The organism is Bacillus sp. FSL K6-0268 (genome assembly GCF_038005425.1).
Lineage (GTDB): Bacteria > Bacillota > Bacilli > Bacillales > Bacillaceae_G > Bacillus_A > Bacillus_A thuringiensis_S.
In genome coordinates, this window is record NZ_JBBOTF010000002.1 from 104,081 (window position 1) to 124,927 (window position 20,847).

The window sequence follows — 20,847 nt, forward strand, 5'->3', positions numbered from 1 at the left end:
AGAGGATCATAATGTGGTACCGATGTTGATACCTACGATTCCGATTACACCGGCAGAAGAGGCGCAATTGATTACGCTGTTTCAAAATTTACAAACGGCGGTGGTGAACTATTTTGCGAATCCGACGATTTTGCCGAATCAAGAGCTGCAGCAAGCCTTAACTCAGTTATACACGTTTTTACTCAATACGTTTCCGACGCCAGATGGGCGAAATGCGACGCGGTATAATATGTTTCTTTTACTTGGTACGACAAATTCGTTAGCCAGCTTGACTGCACCGGTTGGGCAAATCGCAGAGATGTTAAATGCGCTGTATAACGCGCTTTCTGTATTTGTCGCGTCTCTGATCACGTCTTCGCCATCCGTTCAAAATCAATTGTTCGTCATTCTCATCAATTTATTTGCAGCAACATCCACAAAGCTGAATACGGTGCAAGGAGAAACTGGGCCAGCGGGATCACAAGGACCACAAGGATCGCAAGGACCAGCGGGACCACCCGGCTTACAGGGACCGCAAGGGACGCAAGGTTTTCCCGGTGTGACAGGACTCCAGGGGCAAGAAGGAGATCAAGGACCGCAAGGTGCACAGGGATCACAAGGACCAGCGGGACCACCCGGCGTGCAAGGACCGGAAGGGGACAACGGCGTGACCGGACCAACGGGACCGACCGGACCACAAGGACCTCCGGGACCAACAGGACCGACGGGGGCGATTGGCGTCAGTAATACATTACTAGCAAAGAAAAACAAGGGCACTTCATTTCTGGTAGAGGGGATACACAAAAACAATACGCAAGGAGGAAACAGCGATGACGAATGATCACAGCAATCCAAACAATCAAAACCTCGGTCTACCAGATATCGGACCGATGATTACGCCAACAGTTCCGATTACCCCTGCGCAAGAAGCCGCTCTGTTAAACTTATTTGCCAATTTACAATTAGCCGTAACAGCTTACTTCAATAATCCCACGCCCGCTACGCAGTTACAACTCAAAAACGAACTGAATCTCCTATACAACTTCTTATTGAATGAATTTCCTACACCTGATGGGCGGAATGCGACGCGGTTTAGTTTGTTTCTTCTGTTAGCTACGGTGAATCAGTTACAAGGTGTGGCGCAGGTTGGGGAAATTTCAAATATGATGCAGTCTCTCTATAACGCACTGTCTATTTTTGTGGCGGAACTGTTGACGTCGAGTCCCGCAGTAAAAAATCAACTGTTGAACACACTTACCTTTACGGTGACGATTACGTCTGATGTGCCGGCGGGATCTCCAGGACCAACGGGTCCAGCAGGGTCACAAGGGTTGCAAGGGCCACCGGGCGCACAAGGGGCACAAGGAGCGGCTGGATTTACAGGACCACAAGGGTTGCAAGGGCCTGCAGGGATTCCAGGTGTGAAAGGAGACCAAGGAACGCAAGGGGCGCAAGGATTGCAGGGACCAGCTGGACCACAAGGAAGTGCGGGACCAGAGGGCGATAATGGCGTGACGGGAACACAGGGGCCAACTGGGCCGACTGGACCTACGGGACCGACTGGGCCTACGCCGACGCTGCCAGCGGGGAATGTGTTTGTGGCGAACTATGGTAGTGCCAATGTTTCGGTGATTGATGGAACTTTGTTTGAAAAGGTTACTACTATCGCCGTAGGCACGCAGCCTTTTGGGATGGCGGTCGATGCGGCAAACGACCAAGTTTGGGTAACGAACACTGGTAACAACAGTGTATCTGTTATCAATACTCTCAATTTTACTAAGGTGACAACAATCTCGGTGGGCTTAAAACCTTATGACGTTGCAGTCGACATGGCCAACAACCAAATTTGGATTACTAATTTTAGCAGCAACAGCGTATCCGTAGTTAATGGCTCAACGTTCATGAAGGTAACGACAATTTCAGTGGGTGCAAATCCATGGGGGGTGGCGGTCGACAAACAAAATAATCAGGTTTGGGTCGTAAACGATGGTAGCGGATCCATCTCGGTGATCAACGCTTCCTCCTTTGTTAAGGTAACTACCATTACAGCAAATGCCGGCCTTCGTTATACGGCAGTCGACACAACCAATAATAGGGTCTGGATTACTAACTTTAGCGCCAACATTGTTTCGGTTATTGATGCTTCTTCCTTCGCTAAGATTACTACCATTACAGCGGGTTCAGGTCCTGAAGGAGTGGCCATAGACTCAATGAATAATCAGGTGTGGATAGCGAACCAGGTTAGCAGCAATGTCTCCGTTATTAATGCTTCCTCTTTTGCTAAGGTTACCACTATCAGCTTAGGCTCTGGTTCTTACGATGTGGCAATTAACGCAGCGCATAACCAGGCTTGGGTGACGAATGTGAGCAGTAACAATGTCTCGGTGATTGAGACATCTTCATTCGCGAAAGTAACAACCATCACCGTAGGTACGCAGCCTTACGGTGTGGCAATCAATCCACCAAGTTTGTAAAAAATTAAATCTTCTGTCAACTTTTGATAGGAGATGATACATACACAAATGAAAATAACAGAACATCCAAATAACTCTTCTTGCTATCATGTCTGATGTTATTAAGAAGAGAGACGATAGTCCCCCGTGCTATGCAGATAAAACCATCAGAAAAAACGTTAAAGTAACAACAATCCCCCACACTTTTTATCACAAATCAATCCATCACGTAAAAAACAAAGAGATACAGTAAGAGCATGCCAATCCCAATTTCCTTATGCGTGGGAATAAGTGCACTTCCAACGCAGCGCTAGGGGAAGGAGGAGAGGCCTCCAATCGCCTTGTAGGAAGATAGGAGAATGTGGATGATACGAGTTCCGAGTTCCTCCCAATACTAATAAGAACGTGTGAGAGGTAAAATACTTGTGACATACAGAAAGGTGTCAACAGAGAAAACCGCAAAGAGAAGGAACTGATGTGGAAAACGTTCGATGACCTAGGCAGGAAAAGAGATGAGAAACATTGGATATATAAGGGGGAGCGAGGATGAGCAATATCTAGCACAGCAAATAGAAATAGAAATAGATATCCTATAGCAAGGAAAAAATGTCTCATCCAAACAGCAATCCACCCAAACGGCAAAAGCTCCCACAAGACTAACAAAATGGAGATACAATCTGAATAACACCCCTCACGCCTTTCACAAGCCGTACAGTGGCAGGATGGGAAATGGTGGCGTACATAGAAAAAAGGGGAACTTACAGTTCCTATCAGATACCTGGCTGGATTGGTGTGCTGGTCATTCGTAGCGTTGTCTGCTGGAAAACTGATGATTTCTGATATACAGATTCATTGATGTATAGATGACATATCGTGTAGAATAACGAGGGAAGAAGGAGAAGATTCGCAAAGCATACAGAGTAATGTTCTGTTGAAACAGGTATGATTTGTGAGAGTTCAGGGGGAAAAGATGAGAAATATCGGATATGTCAGAGTCAGCTCGGAAGATCAAAATCCAGCGAGACAAATCGAACAGTTACAGCAACTAGGGATGGATGTGCTGTATCAAGAAAAAGCATCTGGTGCAGACCGCAATCGGCCACAACTACAGAAGCTCATGCAAGATGTACAGAAAGGTGATATCGTATGGGTGACGGACTTAACACGCATTACAAGAAGTACAGCAGAGTTATTTCAATTGGTCTCGTACATCCAAAAAAAGGGAAGTATGTGGGGCGCGTAGAAAAGTACCATGACAATTTGGAGCAAGCCCTTGCTCTTTATGCACAGAGAAAGACGACCATTCATCAAATTTGTGAACAGACACAAATATCTCAATCCACATTGTATCGTAAGTTGCATATGTTATCCGTAAGAAAAAGAAACAGTGGTTGGCAAATGGACGACACCAGGTAGAGTGAATAGGCGCAGTGTAAGTGGTTTGACAAGCAATAAAATGCACTTCATAGATATTTGCAAAATCGAAATGCCTAGTTCATTGCAGCTAGGTATTTCGATTTTGCTCATACATGCTGTATCGAAGTAGAACTTGTCCATTACGTTGTTTACAATCCCGTTGAAATAAGCGAAGGTACCTTTCTTTATGTTTGTTCCAGATTTCATCTTCATAACAAACGCTTGCACTGCTTGTCAGGCAATCGTAAGCTCTTGTTTGTTCACCTGTAGAGAAGTTTATAACTCTATTGCACTGTCTTACGACCTTCCACAATTCTTGAATTGTTTTTGAGTCACTGTAAAAAGAGCGAACGAAAGAAACAAAACGTTCAGGTACCCAGTGAGCGACAAAATCAGCTTGTTCCATATTTTCTTCTGGCGTATTGCTATTCTCATTGCGATTACGTTTGTTTATATCTTTTATATTTTGTATACTCCTTGTCGGACACTTCTTCTACAATCGGTTGAATGATAATCGCATTAGAAGTTTGAAGCATATCTTTTTTTCGCTTCATTGGAACCTGTTTCACCATCTTTAGATGTACAAGTTTCTTCATTAGACGTTGTACGGTTTTATAAGAAACCTCCATCTTTTCAGCTAATCTATTTTTGCATAGGAAACTAACACCTACATATTTACAGCTGTGGCGCTTTAAGATTTCGAGTAACGCAAGGAGTTTAGCTTGTACGTCGGTACGTTTAATGGACATACGGATATTATCTCTGTATGTACGTATAGTTTTGTTTAATTCTTCCACATCTGTGAATGAGGATAAGTTGTGGAAGGATTCTTTAGTTGCAATTACATTGATACGTTTCTTTTTCATGGTATTAGCCCCTTTGTATAAACAAGAAAGCAACAGAATGCCAAGTGTAAGCAAACTGTTGCCTAGGAGCCCTGACGGTAAAATAGTGCGTAAGAGTACAGCAGGTGTTTGCCTAGATGGGTATAGATGGTGTTGTCAACCCCTTTTATACACGCTGTGCTTTTTGTTTTTTTTGTAGATTTTGCATGGTTATTTCTAAAAATCTAAAGGAGCCTTTATATAAAAGGGGTATTTCATTGTTAGTTCGAATCCCTATCCCTCTGGGAACTAATTCCGGAAATAAAAAAATTACGTGACCGTATTGCGCCCAATACGTTAATAACAATCAATGGAGACATCCTTGATCGTAAAATGGGGATGGAATTTTCTGGTAAATACAGCATTGATGGCGTAATGATCGGACGAGGCATCTTCAAAAATCCATTTGCTTTTGAAAAAGAGCCAAGAGAGCATAGCAGTAAAGAGCATCTAGATCTTTTAAGACTACAACTTGATCTTCAAGATCAATATGCAGAAGTACTGCTACGCTCAATCACAGGACTTCATCGCTTCTTCAAAATTTATGTAAAAGGCTTCCCTGGAGCTGCTGAATTGAGAAATCAATTGATGAGTACGAAATCTACTGATGAGGTGCGTGCTTTGTTGGATAGGTTTGAGGATAGTGTTGGTATGGCTCAGGATAGTGAGACGGTTTAACGCTCTGAAGATAGAGGAAAATGGACTGTATTAATTTGTGGGTAGTTATTTTATTTAGTTTTGAGTTTTTTTGTGAATGTAACTTTTTTTGTAACTACTCAGCTTAATTAGGAAAAAGGGCATACCAAATACATGTTTTCATTCGAAAACATAAAAAAGAAAAGACTCCAATAAGAGAAAGAATCTAAATCAAACAGAGAATTTCTCTTATGAAGTTGTGCGATTCCAAGGAACCGTTCCGGTTTCTATAACTTGTCCTATCGCTTGTAAGACAGATTGTTTTTGTTTTTTCATGGTACTCATAAAGCTTCGTATCTGGCAAAAAGATTCTGCGCCTTTCTTACTTCGGAAAGTCCCAGACACTTTCTGTTTGACTTTCGTCATTCGAATATCCCGTTCCGCTTGATTATTATCAAATGGAATGTCTGGATGTTCTAAGAATGCTAGAATTCTGTCAGCATATTTGACGAAGCGATTCCATAAATTTTGAGCAGGCGTCTGCTTTCTTTTCTTTTTTAATTCTGTAGAAAAGACTGGTTGTTCTTTCAATATAGCTTGATAAACAGTAAACAGGTGCTGTTGCTTTACTTTTGGCAGATTTCCTTTGTATTGTTTTTTCAGCGTTAAAGCTTGCGTGAGAAATTTCTGCATCTGTTGCGCCCATTTTTGCCCCGTACTATCTATAATTCCTTGCAAATCTCGTAAGAGATGGGCATTACATAATACATGTCGGCAATCTGTATACGCATCATACGATTTCCAACCATCATGCATCGCAATTCCAGAAAAAGACGGTAAAATTCCGCCCGCATCCATTGCTTCTTTTCCGCGTTTGTGATGAATATGTTGCAATGTCACCTCCGGTGTACTGGCAGTATGTAACCATTGTGTTTTGTTTTCTACACGCATACCGGTTTCATCAAAATGGACAATAGGAGACTGCAGGATCTTTTCCGTTACTTTTTTTATGAATGGCTGCAATTGAGAAGCGAAAGCCTGTGTATGATTTACCAGGGTTCCTTCGCTTATAGAATGTCCAAAACAATCCTGAAAGAATTCTTTTGTTCGCTTCAAAGAAATGCATTGATAATGCGTTAAATAGGGAATCAGTCTTTTTATATTTGGACCATATTGAACAGGACGAGATACTGTCGAAGGAAATTGGGCTTCTTGGATAGAATGGCAATGTGGGCATTCTTTCTGTTCTACTTTATGTTCTGTCACTTCAATCTGAATAGGTGGTAAGTCATACACTTGGCGAATGCGATACCCTTTTACAGGCTCGTGGTTCAAGGAAGTATGACAACAAGTACAATATGTAGGAGAATGTGTAATCGTATGATCTGGAGTCGCTGTCAAACCAAGAGTATGTCCCTTGTGGCCTAACTGGCCACCGGTTTGACGATGAGACGGTTTGCGCAAACTTTTTGTAACAGGCTTACCTAAACCATCTGTAGAAGGTGGCTTATGACTATTTTTGGAGTTTTTTTTTGAAGCATTTTCTAGTTCTTGTATACGTTTTTCTAATTTAGAAAATGTTTCTTCAAATAAAGAAATAACAGCTTCAGGTCCTTTTTTATATGTATCTAAAATAATTTTTCGATCGACCATAATATTCACCTCCCCTGTTTGATATACTCAGTATTTACAAATAGGAGGCATATGAAACTAGTAAAATTAAAAAAAGCCACCGAAAGGTGGCTGAGTAGTTACCTTTTTTTGTTGATACAGTCTGCTTGCTGAAAAAAGAAGTCTTTGAGAATATAATGAACTAACGAATACTCGTAAGGAGAAAAATGACAAGAGCTGGAGTAGAGTACATTAGGCTTTATCGAGGTATGAAATGTAATCTGAATAATAGACAGAAATAAAAAATCTCTTTATTTGAGCATGGCCATCAAGTTAAGAAAATGTATGATTTTTATCTAAATAGGACCTCCTTACATGCAGAGTGCATGTAAGGAGGTCCTATTTTATGTTCAAATTTTCAGGAACTGGGGGCGGTAGCATATCTATAAGTGTGGATGGGGCTTTCAAAAATAAAGAAGGTACTGTTTGGTTGGATTGTGATCGGGATGGTAATGTGAAATTTATTGAAATGAATTATAAGGGTAAGGTGGTAGGAAATGAAACAAGCATTGCTAACGAGAAATTAGAACCCTTTGATGCAGAGGCAGGATCGGAAGTAGGAAAGAATATTGCAAATATAAAAGTTTATGATACGAAGGATTTACTTATTGAACAAACCGGATTAGCCCCATTTTCATTTCAATCAATGAAAAACCTTGAGGTTTCTAACCTTAAGTTGATGGGCATGGGAAAGAACATGCAATTGGGGAAAGTTATATAAATTGTCGTAATTTTGTGGATTTAAAACAAAATAAACATGGAAAATGGATGGGGACAGTGCCTAATTGAATTAGTCAGGCATTGAATTATTTTTGGAATGGTATAGCAGGTACGATTCAAAATTTAACGTGTTCTTCGAAAGAAGTCTCCTTCCCCAAGCGTGTGAAAGATGATAGTCTAGAGATAGGCGGGAGATGAACTTCTATTTATTTTGCCTCTGATATAATCAGTCTTATAAAAGGTAAAATTTGGTATAATGATAAAAATATATAATACTCATGTAGTGGAGAGTGTAGTTGGATTAGACGTTGCAATGGTTGAATTGTATGTGTGTAGCAAAGCTTTATGAAAAGGTTGCCAATCAATGTAAAAATTTGCTTCATATAAGTCTAAAAAATTAACTACGAACTTTGATGTTGTAGTATTACGAACTGCCGTATTGAAAGGTGAAAATTTGATAAAATCATAGATAATAAGGAGTCTAGGAATTCCGTGAATGACCTACTAAGGTAGGGGAATAGGGAAGCATAAATTAAATACTTGACGTATACCTATATAAAGAAAAGGTAAGGGAGGAACTATATGTTCAATGAAAAATTATTGGAAGCATTAAATCGTTATCAGAGGCGTGAAGGCAAAAATCCAGATATAATCAAAGTACATCCGACATATTATAACAATGTACTGAAAGAACTAAATTATCCAGAATGGCTTATTCAAAAGAAAGAGATGGAGCAGAAGAAAAGTTTATTTGGTGTAAAAGCTATATTTACAAATGATATTGAAACCTTTGAATTATAAAAACTGCCGCTTGTTTTGGAATAAATGTGTTATAGTTAAGGTATGAGTAGTGGCGGAAAACACGCCTCATATAGATTTTTTTAATTTTGTCTAAACGATCTATAATGATGGCATCTAAAATCCGAAACCAGATATCGATGGTGCAAGATTGAATGTAGCCGTTGAAAACAAAGGAGCATCCGTAAAGGATGCCCTTTTGTTTTTATAGAAGAAAGAGTATATAACTATTGTACATACTTTTTACTCATTTTTGAATTAATAACCATACCAATTACGGTGGCTTTCAATTAAAGCATCGTGCGCAGCATCCCAATAATTCACGGAATACACGTAGTCATAGTTCATCATGCATATGATACCACTACCAGAAGCATCATGCGATAGTCCGTAATTGTGAGACCATTCATGTTGGATTGCATAAGGAGTAAAGGTTGTTCCTTGATCAAGCACAACGCTAATACCACTTTGAGGTGCGGCAGAATAGACATAAGCAATGCCGCCAGCTGTAAATTTGTTGTCTTTAGTAAATCCAATTACAAAATCGTATTGTGTATTGTTTTTCCATTCGGCATTTAAATCAGCTAACAGTGCACTACTATTTGCACCATCGGATTTCCAATTTGCGTAACCTGTTACAATGAAGTTAATGTCATGTTCTGCCCAAAAGCTATTATCTGCTTTTTCTACCATTTGCGTAGTAATTGTTTTCCAGTCAGGATGAGCAGCTCGATATTCTTCATCAGCTGCGATTAAAATGGTAACGGTTCGAGTGGGAGCTAAAGTATGGGGCAGAGAATTAAAATTTTCGACGTCTGTAGGGGAGAAGGAGTCGAGGTTAATTGAATTTTTATCGGGATTAACCTTCGGTAAAGAATCACTTACAATCGGTAGTTTGCTAGATATGGAGTGTCTATTCAGTTCTTGTGCATATACATGTGTAGGATTAGATGTGAAAGGTAGTAGTAAGAGTGTACTAAACGCTAAAGATGTAAAAAACATTTTGATGTTCAAATTTTTATCCTCCTAATAAAATTACTTTAAAATATTATATAAAAATTTAATGATGTTAGTGATAGGACAAGTATCTTATTTTAAAAGAATTTTTAAGATGTAGAGGATATGGATAATTATATTAAATGTAAAAAACGACGAGTAGGAACAGAAAATTGATTAGTATGGAAATTGGTTGCAGATAAATACTACGGCAAAGAAAAAGAAACTGCCGCCATATCGCTCAATTAATGAAACGATGTAATTCTCTAACAGAGTGGGCATACATCAATCATGGAGTGGGAAGCACTGCCCATATCGTATGTTGGACGATGTAAAAACATTGTAGAAAGAATTTAAAATGTATATAGTAGAGGTGGTCCTACAAGTACCATTTGCTAATAATATTTTATAGGGTTGTCATAATTACGTATTGTACAAAATCAGGAATGAATAATGGGATTGTGAAGAATATGTATCGTGAGGGATGGGGCATCCAAAATGATTGATACATTGTTGTCGGAAATCAATGAATTTATGCGAAGTATATAAGGTTTGAAGTGGGAATTGCACATTAGTAGCGGAACAACATACTATACAGTAAATGAAGCCTATGTGTATGTGAAGTAGGAAAACAGCCCTTAATTGAACTGGAAAGTTAGACAGAAGAATTAAGTGGCTGTTTGAATATGAGTCCGGTATTGTATCGGGCTCATCTCTTTTAATTTTGTTTTTTCTTTTGTGGTTGTAATGAATATAATTATCTAATTTTAGATTGAAATGGTTTATACTCTCGAATTCTTTAAGATAATGTAATTCAGACTTGAATAAGCCAAAGAAGGTTTTTATGACCGCCTTATTTATCATTTTAGAAAAAGAGAATGTGCAGGTGTATCGTCTCTATCTACGAGCTATAATAAGTCTAAAACAGATGATACATACAACTGTTTATCATGTAAATGAAATTCATTTCTATTACGTTTAGATGAGTGGAATTGGTGTTTTAACATGTTAGGAGCTAATCCCCTTGTAGTTTTCCGATTTTTACTATTTCTTCTGGTGAGAATTTAGCCATAAAAAGGACACCTTTAATTGTTGATGGTGTCTAACAATTGAAGGTGTCCATCAAAATTGGATTTTTTTTACTTTATACTCACAAATTTATTGGATTGAATTAAATTAACTTTAACTAAACTATACATATTATTTATAATACGGATTATACATAGATGCTTTAGATTCAGAACACCCAGAACCCATAGGATATGGTTGAACTCCAGAACCTATATGATATGGGTGATGCGGTTGAACTCCAGAGCCGATATGATACGGGTGGTAGGGCTGAGCTCCAGAGCCGATATGATACGGGTGATATGGCTGAACCCCAGAGCCGATATGATACGGGTGATATGGTTGAGCTCCAGAACCTATATGATACGGGTGGTAGGGCTGAGCTCCAGAGCCTACTTGATAAGGATTAGAATACATGTTTATAACCTCTCTTTCATATGTTTCACCATTCAAAATACAAATGTAGTGATTTTTATGATAGTATTTTGGGTTTGGTATACCATATGTGCAAACTCATCAATCTGTGAAACTTACAGTATCAAAATCCCCTAAATAAACGATTGTTTATTACCGATACACTGCTAAATGATAGGCACAACAAGTGGATTTTTTATATTAGAGATACACATTCTATCTAATGGACAACAAAGCTTACGTGTATGTGAAGTAGACAAGAAAAAAACAAGGAGGATTTCACCTCCTTGTTCTAAAAATGAAACAATGCTGCACATATCCCCTCTTCGATACTCTACTCCAGAGACAGGTTCTTTTATATACCGAATTGTATGTTGGTACTAGTTTAAAAATATTCGGGAAATTGATAGAGGATCTTTTCAATTTGATTTGGAATGTTTGTTAAGCTTATATCTTTCTTCGTTCGGAAAAATAGAGTTCGTAAAAAGGTTTTGATATTTCCATATAAAACAGCGAATTGTGTTGGTGTAAGCCGTTCTCTCACTTGAGAAAGCCGTTGTATTTTCTTCGTAAGAATCGATAGAAACTGTTTTTGTGGAAATTCATGTTGTAAAATCGCTAGGAGTGGTGTAATGAGATACTCGTCCTCGTTATTATAAAGTACATCTTGGTGGTGAAATATTGTATTTAGTAAGCAATGAATTACTTTTTCATAGTGAATATTTGAAATGTTTGGATTTTGGATTAAGGCATGTAGGGCAGATGAGCCATGTAGTATGTGGCGTGTATATCCTTTGTTAGGTATACACACACGGTAGTCTTTTTCTAATTTAAAGTATTGAAGGATTTTTTCTAGAGCGTCTACGAGTTGATTTTCTGGTAAAAAAGGGTGTTCTGTGTCGTACTGTATGATTAAAGCTAGAAGTGCAAGTGTATAGGATCGAGTGAAAATACCATCATTTTGTGAAGGAGATATTTCAAAATATAAATAATTTGCACTAAGACAAGAAGCTAGTAATATTTCTAATTGTGAACTTTCTAAAAGGCCATGCTGTATAAAATATTGAAAACATGGATAAATGAGCATTTCTCGTGTGTAGGCATCGATTGTACCGATATGTTGCATCATGGTGAAGGTAATTTCTTTTACATTACATGTATGTAAGTACAGGTAATCATTTTGCTGCAGTTCCTCTAGTTGTAGGTGTAAATCATGAATATCCAAACCAAAGCCTCCTTTGTATCCTATGATTATAAAAGGGGCTGTAATGAAAGGATGTGTATGATGGAAGAAAAGATATGTTTTATTTTGGTGTTATGGAATCTTATATATAGGTAAAAAGTCAGAGTGCATGACTAAAGGGAGAACAGCATTCCAATGTGCTGGGTTGACATGCTGTTCCGTGGAAACGGTTTTTGGTACGACACAACAGGAGTCATTTTACTATATGTGAGTGAGATACAAAGTATGCGGAAATATAAAAAGATGTTTCTGTAGCTAGAGGCGACTTGGGTGTAGTGGAGAGAATGGATAGACACACCGCTTATGCGAAAATAAAAACGGTGAAAAACGCAGATGTGGAAACTGGCGGACGGGAAAGCGAATGGAGGGGATAAGTGTTCGGAAAATTAGAAATCTATCATATAATTTTGTATTATATACACCATACAATTGGTGTTTTTTGTATTTTCATTTTTACGCCTGTTTTTTTGCGAAATAAGCAAAAAACTAGCACGAAGGGCTTGGGTCTTGTATATCATACAGTAAGCAACGGACCTACAGGACCAGCCGGACCTCAAGATAGCGGAACATTAAACAATGCTTTTATAACACGTGCTTCGGCCGCAACACTAGCTGCAAATACTCCAGTTGTATACGAGAATCTTCTTATTATATCTGGAACGGATATTCAATTCACACCACCTTCTGACAATATTATTCTTGATAGTGGACAGCTGTATTTAGTTAATTATCAATTAACTGGGATAGCAAATGGCTTTTTTGACATAGCACTATTTTTAAATGACGCTGAAGTTTCTGGAACCCGTATTGGTACACAGTCTACTACTACGACTGGCAATATTGCATCCGGGACAGCAATTATTGATACAAGACCTTTTAGTGTACCAACTATATTAACACTCAAGGCCACTACTGCTGTAAAACTTCCAACTGCTACAGGAGATCCCTCATATGCTAACACTCAAATAACTATTATAGGATTACTGTAGTATATAACTTCACAATAACCCCTTACTAGTGTATATACCATGTTTTTTTGACAACTGATAATATATGTGAACACTTATGCAACAATTTAAGAATTTGTAATGATACCAAGCACTCTTAAAAAACTTCTTTTTCTAAAGTAACCTTGAAAGGGTTAACGTTTTATCTCGATGTATCAAACGTATATTCATGAGTACTCCTACTATTCTAATCCCTTCAAAAGAAGCCAACCTGTTAAACTTATTTGTTAGACAGAGGATGGAATACGGTGCAGTACAAGTGGGGATAATTTCTAATATGATGAAACCTCTCTATAATGTGCTTGCTATTTTTATAGCAGAGCTGTGACGTTGAGTCCCATGGTGAAAAAATCAATTATTTAACACGCTGACATTTTGGTTACCATTATGCCCGGTATGCTGACTGGGAAGATGGAAAATAATGTGTTTGTGGTAAATCAGCGAAAATAATGTCTCTGTGAGGCTGACCCATTGCATCCGAAAGTGACAATGATTACGGGGTGGGTAGGAGAATTCAGTAGCCGTGGATGTAGTGAAGACTAGGGGGCGAATCATAGCAGTAAATCGGATTTTCAAGGTGTAGCGGTTAGTCCACCAAGTTTATAAGGTTCCCATCCCCTGTCGGCTTTTGACAGGGGACGGTATACATACTTCTATCTACACATCGTGTAAAAAGCAAAGGTATACAGTGGGAAGGTTAAGCTTAATCACGCCATGCGTGGGAGCAATCGTACTTTCAATGCTAAGAGATGAGGAGAAAACGTAGCAATTCGATGGAGAATGGAAGAAGAACGAGAATCGTTCCCCACCCCAAAAAACATGGGAGAGATAACCAGTTAATTAAAGACGAGAACTTTCGTTGTATTAGTCTTTTGTATATTAAGGTTATAGGGTATTTTTTCAGCTAAAAGAAGGACTCTAAATAGAGTTCTGAGAGGAAAATAAGTGAATTCTAAATACAACAATATTTTAATACAAGAGTAATATGTCAAAGCTATAAAAATGCACACAAGGCAACAAAGCAACTTACATAAGCAAGTTGCTTTGTTGAAACTTGTAAGAACAGAAAAAGGTTTCGGTGTTTCGTTGCTGCAGGAAATACAGCTTATGAATAGTATGGATTAAATAAAAATTTTTATACACGAGGAGAGAAAAAATAACAATACTTTTTAATTCGAAATATCTGTCGAGTATACAGAACTAGTAAACAAAACAACTGATTTAGAAACGACAGTTGAACAAGTAGTATGAATTGAAAAAATCAATGTAAGTATCTCAAAGAGTTAAGAGAATCAGATACGTGTTTTCAAAAACCTGAAAAATGACTCTGATGATTTTTATGCATACCATACGTATTTCTGAGGTAAAGTATCTGTAAGTGGGGTTAAGTATGCATAAGAAGGATTAAGAATATAAGGTGTTTTCCGGATGGCTGTTGTACAAGCTATCTGGATAGTATGAAAAGCAGCTTAACGTAAGGGGCCCATATCATGAATGCGAAAGAAACCAGAATTTACATATTGGATTTGCAAGATCAGCATTGCGCAGCATGTGAACATCGGACAAACGATTCACCTAAGTATTGTATGGTGAATTGTAAGGTAGGAGCAGATTTGTATAGACTGGGGAAACAATTAGCTCCGCGTACAGAGGCAAGTTAGAGAAAGTTCTAGACGGAGAAATTGGGAAACATTGATGCCTAAAATTTTAGAGATGTTACAAAAAAAAATTTCGATGAGTGCAATCGCTGGAGAGATAGGATGCGAAGCAAACACGTTACGGAAGCGACTTAAAAAAATGGGATTATGGCATCCGACAAGCAGAAAACAAATACAAGAAAATGCACGCAAAAGATGGGATGAACGATGTGAACAAGCTATCATGTTACGTGAAATAGGGCTTACTTATAAAGCAATATGTCAGCAATTAGGGTGTAGTCGGAGCGGTTTGTATCAACAACTCGAAAAAAGAGGATTAAAGTAAACGTAAAACAGGTATGCCTATAAAACAACAAAATGATAAAAGTATATATTAAGATGGAAATAATAGAAAAAAGAATGGGTGGATTGTGAACGTTCAATTGAGGGGAAAGAATATCAAAGATTAGAAGATGGGACTACGTATTTAACATACAGCGTAGATTGAATGAAATAGAAATTAAGGCGCTATATTTGTTTATTCAATACATTAGCGGATGGAATAGTAATTAAATATTTAAAATGAGGGATGTGCAGGGAATGATGTTAGAATGAATAGCGAAAAAAACAAAAACAAGCGGAAAGCATTCGTTTTATCGCATTCATGGAATAAAAAGGTACTATTTAGAGTCACTGTCAAAGTCAATTGAAATTCGTAAAAACATGAATTATGGTAATACCATAAGGATTTGATGAAAAAATCACTTTATTTGCATATTGTTTTATAAAAAGAGACATATTGCATATTTATTAAAGTCATGTGGCCAGATGTGAAGACAAATAGGGTTGTGCCTTCACAGAAATTAAATGATACATTCATTTTAATGTGCGGGGCATCGTGGTAGATGTAGAAAATGATGTTTTCTAAAGGTTAAATTAAAAAAGGGATAAATAGAAACGTTTTATGTTATATTCATATAAATGTTTGTAAATTTATAATGAAATTATCACGTTTTGGGTTACGAATGTATATATTAGAGTGTAGGGTAATATAAAAACATTTTCTGAGAGCATGCTGGTTACATGCTCTTTTTGTGTTTTGTATCATTATTTGGACTAGAACCTTTTTGTAAAAAGAGCATACATTAAAATATAGGATAACCACTTAATTGGTACCTATTTGTTTATACGCATTCCTTTCTCTAATAGTGTTTATTTTAAGAGTAGCCATTTTATTTTGGTGGCTCTCTTTTTTTGTATAGGAGAAACGTCGGATTGTATTTGATGGGACAGTTGTCAGATAGTTCACATAGACAAATACCTATACCTATAGGAGCTAATTGTAGGAAACGAAACTCAAAAGGAACCTTATAATGAATGACGATGAATACAGCCTATACGTTTCGTATCTATCCAAATCAAGCACAAGTGATCCCAGTCAATAAAACGATTGACTGGGATCGTTTTGTATGCAATCTTTTCCTATCGATACATACAAAAAAACAGGAAGAAAGAGTTTGTCTGGTTAAAGGAAGAGAATCGCATTGTAATTTAGTTGTTTGTTAGCAAAAGTGCAGCATGCATTTATGAAATACATGACAAATGCTAGAAAAGATGATTTGGACAAAGTCTCAACTGAAATCATGAAAAGCCATGATGTGATGGGTATAGAGGATTTGCAAGTATCGTATATGTGACAGAATCATAGGTTAATAAAAGCAAGTAGTGAGGTACCATGGTCACGTAACGACGTGTGAACGCAGAAATACGATGGTTCGTTTACTGGAAAAAACAATAGATAAATTGTTGAAGGGGTAATAAAAAAAGCCAAGTTGCATTGTCATTTGTGGCTGACAATGCAACTTGGCTAAAGATAAATAAAGGGTAAATCCAAATATGTTTTGGCCTGGATGGCAAGAGGTGTTAGCTCTATTTTTTTACTATAGCAGGAAAGGAAGGTACAGATAATGATAAAAATAACTTTTTACAAGGGTAAATAATCATAAAAAGACAACGGATGTAGCTGTATGAAGGATATACTTTGGATATTCAACTTCGTAAAACAGAGAGTATCAGGCTGAGTATATGTTTATGAAAAAGTTAGTGAAAGTTTTTGAAGAACCAAAGATTCTCACAACAGGAAAGGCTCCCGCTCTACTTTGCGCATTCTTTTTATGCGGATACGAAACATTGTACCATTAAAGAAATTAAAACCATTCACGCTATATACAAACAAAGTATTACAGAAGTTATGCCGAACCGCTTAAACTATTTGTGTTTTTTTAAAATTTTGCAACAGAATAATTTATTGTACGTTTTAAACATGATACCGAAAATACAAGTAGGGAAACCGCAGCTAAACTACAGGTTAAAACTACCTATATCTCTGTAGAGATAAGTAATACAAGCAAAAAGAGAGGTATGTTAAGGTGGAAATTTATAATTTCACGTACCGTAATGAAAGAAAAAATCTCAAAATCAAATATTAGGGTTACTTTTAGTTTATCTTTTCCGCTGCAATAGATATATAGATTCTTTGCCACTTTCTTCGAAAAGAGAAGTAATAAAAAATGATATAAAATAAGAAAGGTGACTGGCTCTATGAATCAACCGTTCGTGAATTTATGAGTTGATTTTGCATGTAAGCAATTATTTGAATCAAAAGGAAATGAACAGATTTAATACAATTTTCGAACGTGACGTTAGACGATGAAACAAGGATTCTATTGGAAATCCAGTTCAAGGACTAACATAATTTTCTAAAACATGGTTTGTAGTATTAGAGTTGTCTACATGCTTCTTAAATAAAAAAAAATTCAATTTTAATAAAAAATGCTGGTTTTAGGCTTTAGAGTTTTTTATATAACTATTTTTATATATTATTTTTTTGTTATAGAAAATTATCGAAACGACGTAAAAGCCAATTATGCCTCCACCAGTGTTTAGAATGATATCATCAATATCAAATAAACGATAGGGACAATTATATAGACCATAGACCCCTGTTAATTGTGTTATTTCAAAGAAAAGAGAAATTGAACTGATAATAAGTAATGTTTGCAGAATTTTGTAACAGAAATAATAACGTAAATATATTCCTAATGGAAATAATAATAGCATATTACATGTCACTTGTATGAACCCACGTTCTTTAAATATATTACTATATGTAATGGGAGAATTCCAAACAATATTCGTTTCCCTTAAAAAATCTGCAACAAATGTAAAGGGAACTAAAGAGTAATGTTGCATCCCTGCTTTTTGTATACTACAAGTATTGAACGTATCTGGTAAAGGGAAGATAACTAAACAATATGCGGATATGCCATATAGTAACAAAGAATACACAATAAACGTATGAAAATAATGAATATAACCATATTTTTTATATTGCCACAATAAAAATGGAATGGAGACGATAGCGACAACAATTAGAAATATAAGAAAAGCAGTTTTAATGGATAGTAGGTACGTTTCCAAGTTCATTTTCCTCCAAAAAATAAAATGTATAGTTGATATCCCTTTTAACCAGTAGGGCTACCAACTTTTTTCTAGTCTATCCATACTCTACGTTTATTTCTATCGAATTCTATTACACTATTCTTACAACTTTGTAATAGTATAAAATGGCGTAAAAAAACATTTGGAAATAATTATAAAGTTAGAAAAAAGACAAAAAAGTTTGTAGATGAATATGAAAAAAATGAAATGATTTGAAAAAAATTAGGTATCGGTAAGATACTTAAAGGTAATCTAAGTGAGTATAGAGTATAGGTTAGACGATACAGGGAACTGAAATTTGCTTAGCATATGTGTACGATAGGAAAGACAGTTTCACTCCTCGTTTTTTGACTGTCTACATACGGTTGTATTGTCTCACTGGATACATTTTCAGCAGTAGAAACAAAATTGGAACGTGTCCAGAGGCTTGGCAAGGGCTGAAGATGAGGAAATGCCTCTCTTATTTTTTAGAAGTCATTCCTTTGAATTTCGCCATTGTATCAGCAGGGATGTGTGTCGGTAGTGTATACAAGAATACGCTTTAAAAAAGAAAAAATTCACATACTTGTCCATTCTATCGCCTCGTGCAATTCATTGAGTACAATGCGAAAGTAGTTGGTATAAAGGTTGAATATGTAAGTCTGTTTTATACAAGTTAAACATACCCCAAATACACTGAAAAGAAAAAGGCGTAAGACAGAAAATATAAGTGCCTCTGTGGATTTGAGAAACATCGTGAAACCATCTTTGCATGTGGCGATGGAAAGGTAGTGAGCGTTTGTTTTGATGTACGTAGGAAGGGAAAGTGTATTACATAGCGTAAGAAGGTACATCTTTTTATGTATGGTGTGATCTCTTGTGCATATATATATGAAACAAAACGCTTTACACCCGATAAGTATCTCAAGCCATGAGGGGGAGAAATATGGTTACCATTAGTTTATGTATGATTGTAAAAGATGAGGAACATGTATTGGAACGTTGTCTAGAATCTGTAAAAGGAATACCCGATGAAATTATTATTGTGGATACCGGTTCTACAGATCAGACGAAACAAATAGCAAACAGATGGACGAAGCGCGTCTATGATTTCAAATGGGTGTATGATTTTTCAGCTGCACGGAATGAAGCATTTCAACATGCTACCATGGATTATATCTTTTGGCTCGATGCAGACGATGTGCTGATGCGAGAAGAGGCGAACAGGCTGAGGATGTTAAAAAATGTGTTAGACCAAAGTGTGGATGCCGTATCGATGAAATACCATGCTGATTTTGATGTACAAGGTAATGTGACGGGGAGTGTCATCCGCCATCGCTTATTCAAGCGAGAAAAACAATATCGATGGACGGGTGTGGTGCATGAGCATATTGAAGTGCCCTCGACAGATACCATTTGGGCCAGTGATATTGTCGTGACGCACCAACCACCAAATAATGAGCGTTCCATACGGAATTTGGACTTATATGAACGTTACCTGAAACGAGGCGGCACATTAACACCACACGATTTATTTCATTACGGCAGAGAATTGTCAATGCACGAACGTTACGAGGATGCGATTGACATATTTAATACTTACTTAAAGACACCAGGTATTGCACCAGATATCCGGCTCTTTATTCTAAATGAACTTGCTTCGTGTTATTTTTTTATACAAAATATAGAAAAAGAAGAAGAGGTGGCATTTCAATCCCTGGCATATGCAATGCCGCAACCTGTATTTTGTTGCCGTTTAGGAGAATCGTTCTTACGAAAAGGAGATGTCCATACTGCTATGTTTTGGTATGAGCTGGCTCTCCAAGTACCAGTAACATATTCCTGGTCTCAAGATAAAATTGCCTTTCGCACGTGGTTTCCACATAAACAATTGGGTGAGTGTTATGAACATCTCAAACAGGAGGAAAAAGCGATTTCGCATTATGAGCAGGTACTGACGTATCTACCAGATAAAGAAATACAGCGTAAATTGCGAAAGCTTGTAGAGAAACAAGCGGAAGAATAAAACCTCCGTTTATCTAATCGCCTAAAAAGGTGCGCTTCCAGCACAATTTTATATATGAGAACGACAATAAGGACCTTGTTTCTTTCTCAGCCGTTATGCAGAGAGATTCTTTGAGAAAAGCTCTCTGTTTATTTTAGGTATAATTTGCCCATTGGTAAAGTGTGTGTATATCCTCATAGAAGTCAGGTCCACTGAAAACCATGTGATAGTTACATGATTTATTTGTCTCGTACCAATGTATGATTTCCAGCTGTTGAAGGGTACCATTTTTATATTGTTATAAATTTGAAAAAAATTTCAACTCTTTTTAATGAAATTGGACAAAGATCTAACACAACATAAAATATTTTTTCATAACATACAGTATCGAATGAAAAAGAGGGATTAATATGAAACTGGACATACTACTAAAACCCCTT

General features: G+C 37.1%; 14 protein-coding genes and 6 pseudogenes. 13 read left to right on the plus strand and 7 right to left on the minus strand.

Annotation, left to right across the window (positions count from 1 at the left end):
- Window positions 1-22: 22 nt before the first annotated feature.
- The 3 genes and pseudogenes from MHI28_RS31290 to MHI28_RS31300 all read left to right on the plus strand — a co-directional run bounded on the left by MHI28_RS31290 (window position 23) and on the right by MHI28_RS31300 (window position 3,848).
- Entirely contained in the window at window positions 23-820 is a 798-nt protein-coding gene (locus MHI28_RS31290; protein ID WP_340828777.1) for a collagen-like repeat preface domain-containing protein, read from the plus strand.
- Window positions 810-2,453: a YncE family protein gene (locus MHI28_RS31295; protein WP_340828506.1), complete on the plus strand. Its 1,644-nt coding sequence runs from the start codon at window positions 810-812 to the stop codon at window positions 2,451-2,453. Before MHI28_RS31290 ends, MHI28_RS31295 begins: the two co-directional genes overlap by 11 nt.
- Before the next feature lie 949 nt (window positions 2,454-3,402).
- A pseudogene (locus tag MHI28_RS31300) lies at window positions 3,403-3,848 on the plus strand (recombinase family protein).
- On the opposite strand, the pseudogene MHI28_RS31305 reads toward MHI28_RS31300, so the two are convergent.
- A pseudogene (locus MHI28_RS31305) lies at window positions 3,798-4,714 on the minus strand (helix-turn-helix domain-containing protein). The pseudogenes MHI28_RS31300 and MHI28_RS31305 sit on opposite strands and share 51 nt — an antisense overlap.
- 261 nt (window positions 4,715-4,975) lie before the next feature.
- Between MHI28_RS31305 and MHI28_RS31310 the strand changes: the two are divergent.
- A pseudogene (locus MHI28_RS31310) lies at window positions 4,976-5,410 on the plus strand (tRNA-dihydrouridine synthase); the annotation flags it as partial.
- Between the two features lie 207 nt (window positions 5,411-5,617).
- Here the strand turns inward: MHI28_RS31310 and tnpC are convergent.
- On the minus strand, window positions 5,618-7,021 hold the full coding sequence (tnpC, locus tag MHI28_RS31315; protein WP_340828062.1) for an IS66 family transposase: 1,404 nt from the start codon (window positions 7,019-7,021) through the stop codon (window positions 5,618-5,620).
- A gap of 364 nt (window positions 7,022-7,385) precedes the next feature.
- On the opposite strand from tnpC, the gene MHI28_RS31320 reads away from it, so the two are divergent.
- Together MHI28_RS31320 and MHI28_RS31325 are read left to right on the plus strand one after the other, a co-directional pair.
- A complete protein-coding gene (locus tag MHI28_RS31320) occupies window positions 7,386-7,760 on the plus strand; it encodes a hypothetical protein (RefSeq protein ID WP_340828508.1) in 375 nt (124 codons plus the stop codon).
- A gap of 581 nt (window positions 7,761-8,341) precedes the next feature.
- Window positions 8,342-8,560 (plus strand): hypothetical protein, encoded by a 219-nt coding sequence (locus MHI28_RS31325; RefSeq protein WP_078187242.1) that lies wholly within the window; start codon window positions 8,342-8,344, stop codon window positions 8,558-8,560.
- A gap of 255 nt (window positions 8,561-8,815) precedes the next feature.
- Here MHI28_RS31325 and MHI28_RS31330 read toward each other — a convergent pair whose 3' ends face one another.
- The 3 genes from MHI28_RS31330 to MHI28_RS31340 form a co-directional block, all read right to left on the minus strand.
- Window positions 8,816-9,571, minus strand: coding sequence for a M12 family metallo-peptidase (locus MHI28_RS31330; protein ID WP_340828509.1), 756 nt, complete (start codon window positions 9,569-9,571; stop codon window positions 8,816-8,818).
- A 405-nt stretch (window positions 9,572-9,976) separates the two neighbouring features.
- Window positions 9,977-10,417 carry an IS3 family transposase gene (locus MHI28_RS36240; RefSeq protein WP_445661798.1) on the minus strand — a complete coding sequence of 147 codons (441 nt, stop codon included), beginning with the start codon at window positions 10,415-10,417 and terminating at the stop codon, window positions 9,977-9,979.
- A 1,003-nt stretch (window positions 10,418-11,420) separates the two neighbouring features.
- Window positions 11,421-12,260, minus strand: coding sequence for a DUF2785 domain-containing protein (locus tag MHI28_RS31340; RefSeq protein ID WP_340828510.1), 840 nt, complete (start codon window positions 12,258-12,260; stop codon window positions 11,421-11,423).
- Window positions 12,261-12,652: 392 nt separating this feature from the next.
- On the opposite strand from MHI28_RS31340, the gene MHI28_RS31345 reads away from it, so the two are divergent.
- From MHI28_RS31345 to MHI28_RS36245, 5 genes and pseudogenes are all read left to right on the plus strand, one after another.
- The gene (locus MHI28_RS31345) at window positions 12,653-13,267 is read left to right on the plus strand and encodes a hypothetical protein (RefSeq protein ID WP_340828511.1); all 615 of its coding nucleotides are present in this window, start codon (window positions 12,653-12,655) and stop codon (window positions 13,265-13,267) included.
- 1,508 nt (window positions 13,268-14,775) lie between these two features.
- Entirely contained in the window at window positions 14,776-14,946 is a 171-nt protein-coding gene (locus MHI28_RS31350) for a zinc-finger domain-containing protein (RefSeq protein ID WP_340828512.1), read from the plus strand.
- 34 nt (window positions 14,947-14,980) lie between these two features.
- Complete coding sequence (locus tag MHI28_RS31355; protein ID WP_078187609.1) at window positions 14,981-15,268, plus strand: hypothetical protein; 288 nt, start codon at window positions 14,981-14,983, stop codon at window positions 15,266-15,268.
- A gap of 1,037 nt (window positions 15,269-16,305) precedes the next feature.
- Window positions 16,306-16,488, plus strand: coding sequence for a helix-turn-helix domain-containing protein (locus MHI28_RS31360; RefSeq protein ID WP_340828780.1), 183 nt, complete (start codon window positions 16,306-16,308; stop codon window positions 16,486-16,488).
- A 463-nt stretch (window positions 16,489-16,951) separates the two neighbouring features.
- A pseudogene (locus tag MHI28_RS36245) lies at window positions 16,952-17,140 on the plus strand (IS6 family transposase); the annotation flags it as partial.
- Window positions 17,141-17,763: 623 nt separating this feature from the next.
- Here MHI28_RS36245 and MHI28_RS31370 read toward each other — a convergent pair.
- Complete coding sequence (locus MHI28_RS31370) at window positions 17,764-18,402, minus strand: VanZ family protein (protein ID WP_340828513.1); 639 nt, start codon at window positions 18,400-18,402, stop codon at window positions 17,764-17,766.
- A 323-nt stretch (window positions 18,403-18,725) separates the two neighbouring features.
- Window positions 18,726-18,961 (minus strand): annotated as a pseudogene (locus tag MHI28_RS31375) (transposase); the annotation flags it as partial.
- Window positions 18,962-18,974: 13 nt separating this feature from the next.
- Between MHI28_RS31375 and MHI28_RS31380 the strand changes: the two are divergent.
- Window positions 18,975-19,115 (plus strand): annotated as a pseudogene (locus MHI28_RS31380) (zinc ribbon domain-containing protein); the annotation flags it as partial.
- Window positions 19,116-19,348: 233 nt separating this feature from the next.
- Entirely contained in the window at window positions 19,349-20,428 is a 1,080-nt protein-coding gene (locus tag MHI28_RS31385; protein ID WP_340828514.1) for a tetratricopeptide repeat-containing glycosyltransferase family 2 protein, read from the plus strand.
- Window positions 20,429-20,847 lie beyond the last annotated feature (419 nt).

What these genes read in the sequence shown, in the direction of transcription:
- MHI28_RS31290 (WP_340828777.1), top strand. Translation starts at nt 23, where the DNA reads ATGTTGATACCTACGATTCCGATTACACCGGCAGAAGAGGCGCAATTG.
- MHI28_RS31295 (WP_340828506.1), top strand. Translation starts at nt 810, where the DNA reads ATGACGAATGATCACAGCAATCCAAACAATCAAAACCTCGGTCTACCA.
- tnpC (WP_340828062.1), bottom strand. Translation starts at nt 7,021, where the DNA reads ATGGTCGATCGAAAAATTATTTTAGATACATATAAAAAAGGACCTGAA.
- MHI28_RS31320 (WP_340828508.1), top strand. Translation starts at nt 7,386, where the DNA reads ATGTTCAAATTTTCAGGAACTGGGGGCGGTAGCATATCTATAAGTGTG.
- MHI28_RS31325 (WP_078187242.1), top strand. Translation starts at nt 8,342, where the DNA reads ATGTTCAATGAAAAATTATTGGAAGCATTAAATCGTTATCAGAGGCGT.
- MHI28_RS36240 (WP_445661798.1), bottom strand. Translation starts at nt 10,417, where the DNA reads ATGATAAATAAGGCGGTCATAAAAACCTTCTTTGGCTTATTCAAGTCT.
- MHI28_RS31350 (WP_340828512.1), top strand. Translation starts at nt 14,776, where the DNA reads ATGAATGCGAAAGAAACCAGAATTTACATATTGGATTTGCAAGATCAG.
- MHI28_RS31355 (WP_078187609.1), top strand. Translation starts at nt 14,981, where the DNA reads ATGCCTAAAATTTTAGAGATGTTACAAAAAAAAATTTCGATGAGTGCA.
- MHI28_RS31360 (WP_340828780.1), top strand. Translation starts at nt 16,306, where the DNA reads ATGAATACAGCCTATACGTTTCGTATCTATCCAAATCAAGCACAAGTG.
- MHI28_RS31385 (WP_340828514.1), top strand. Translation starts at nt 19,349, where the DNA reads ATGGTTACCATTAGTTTATGTATGATTGTAAAAGATGAGGAACATGTA.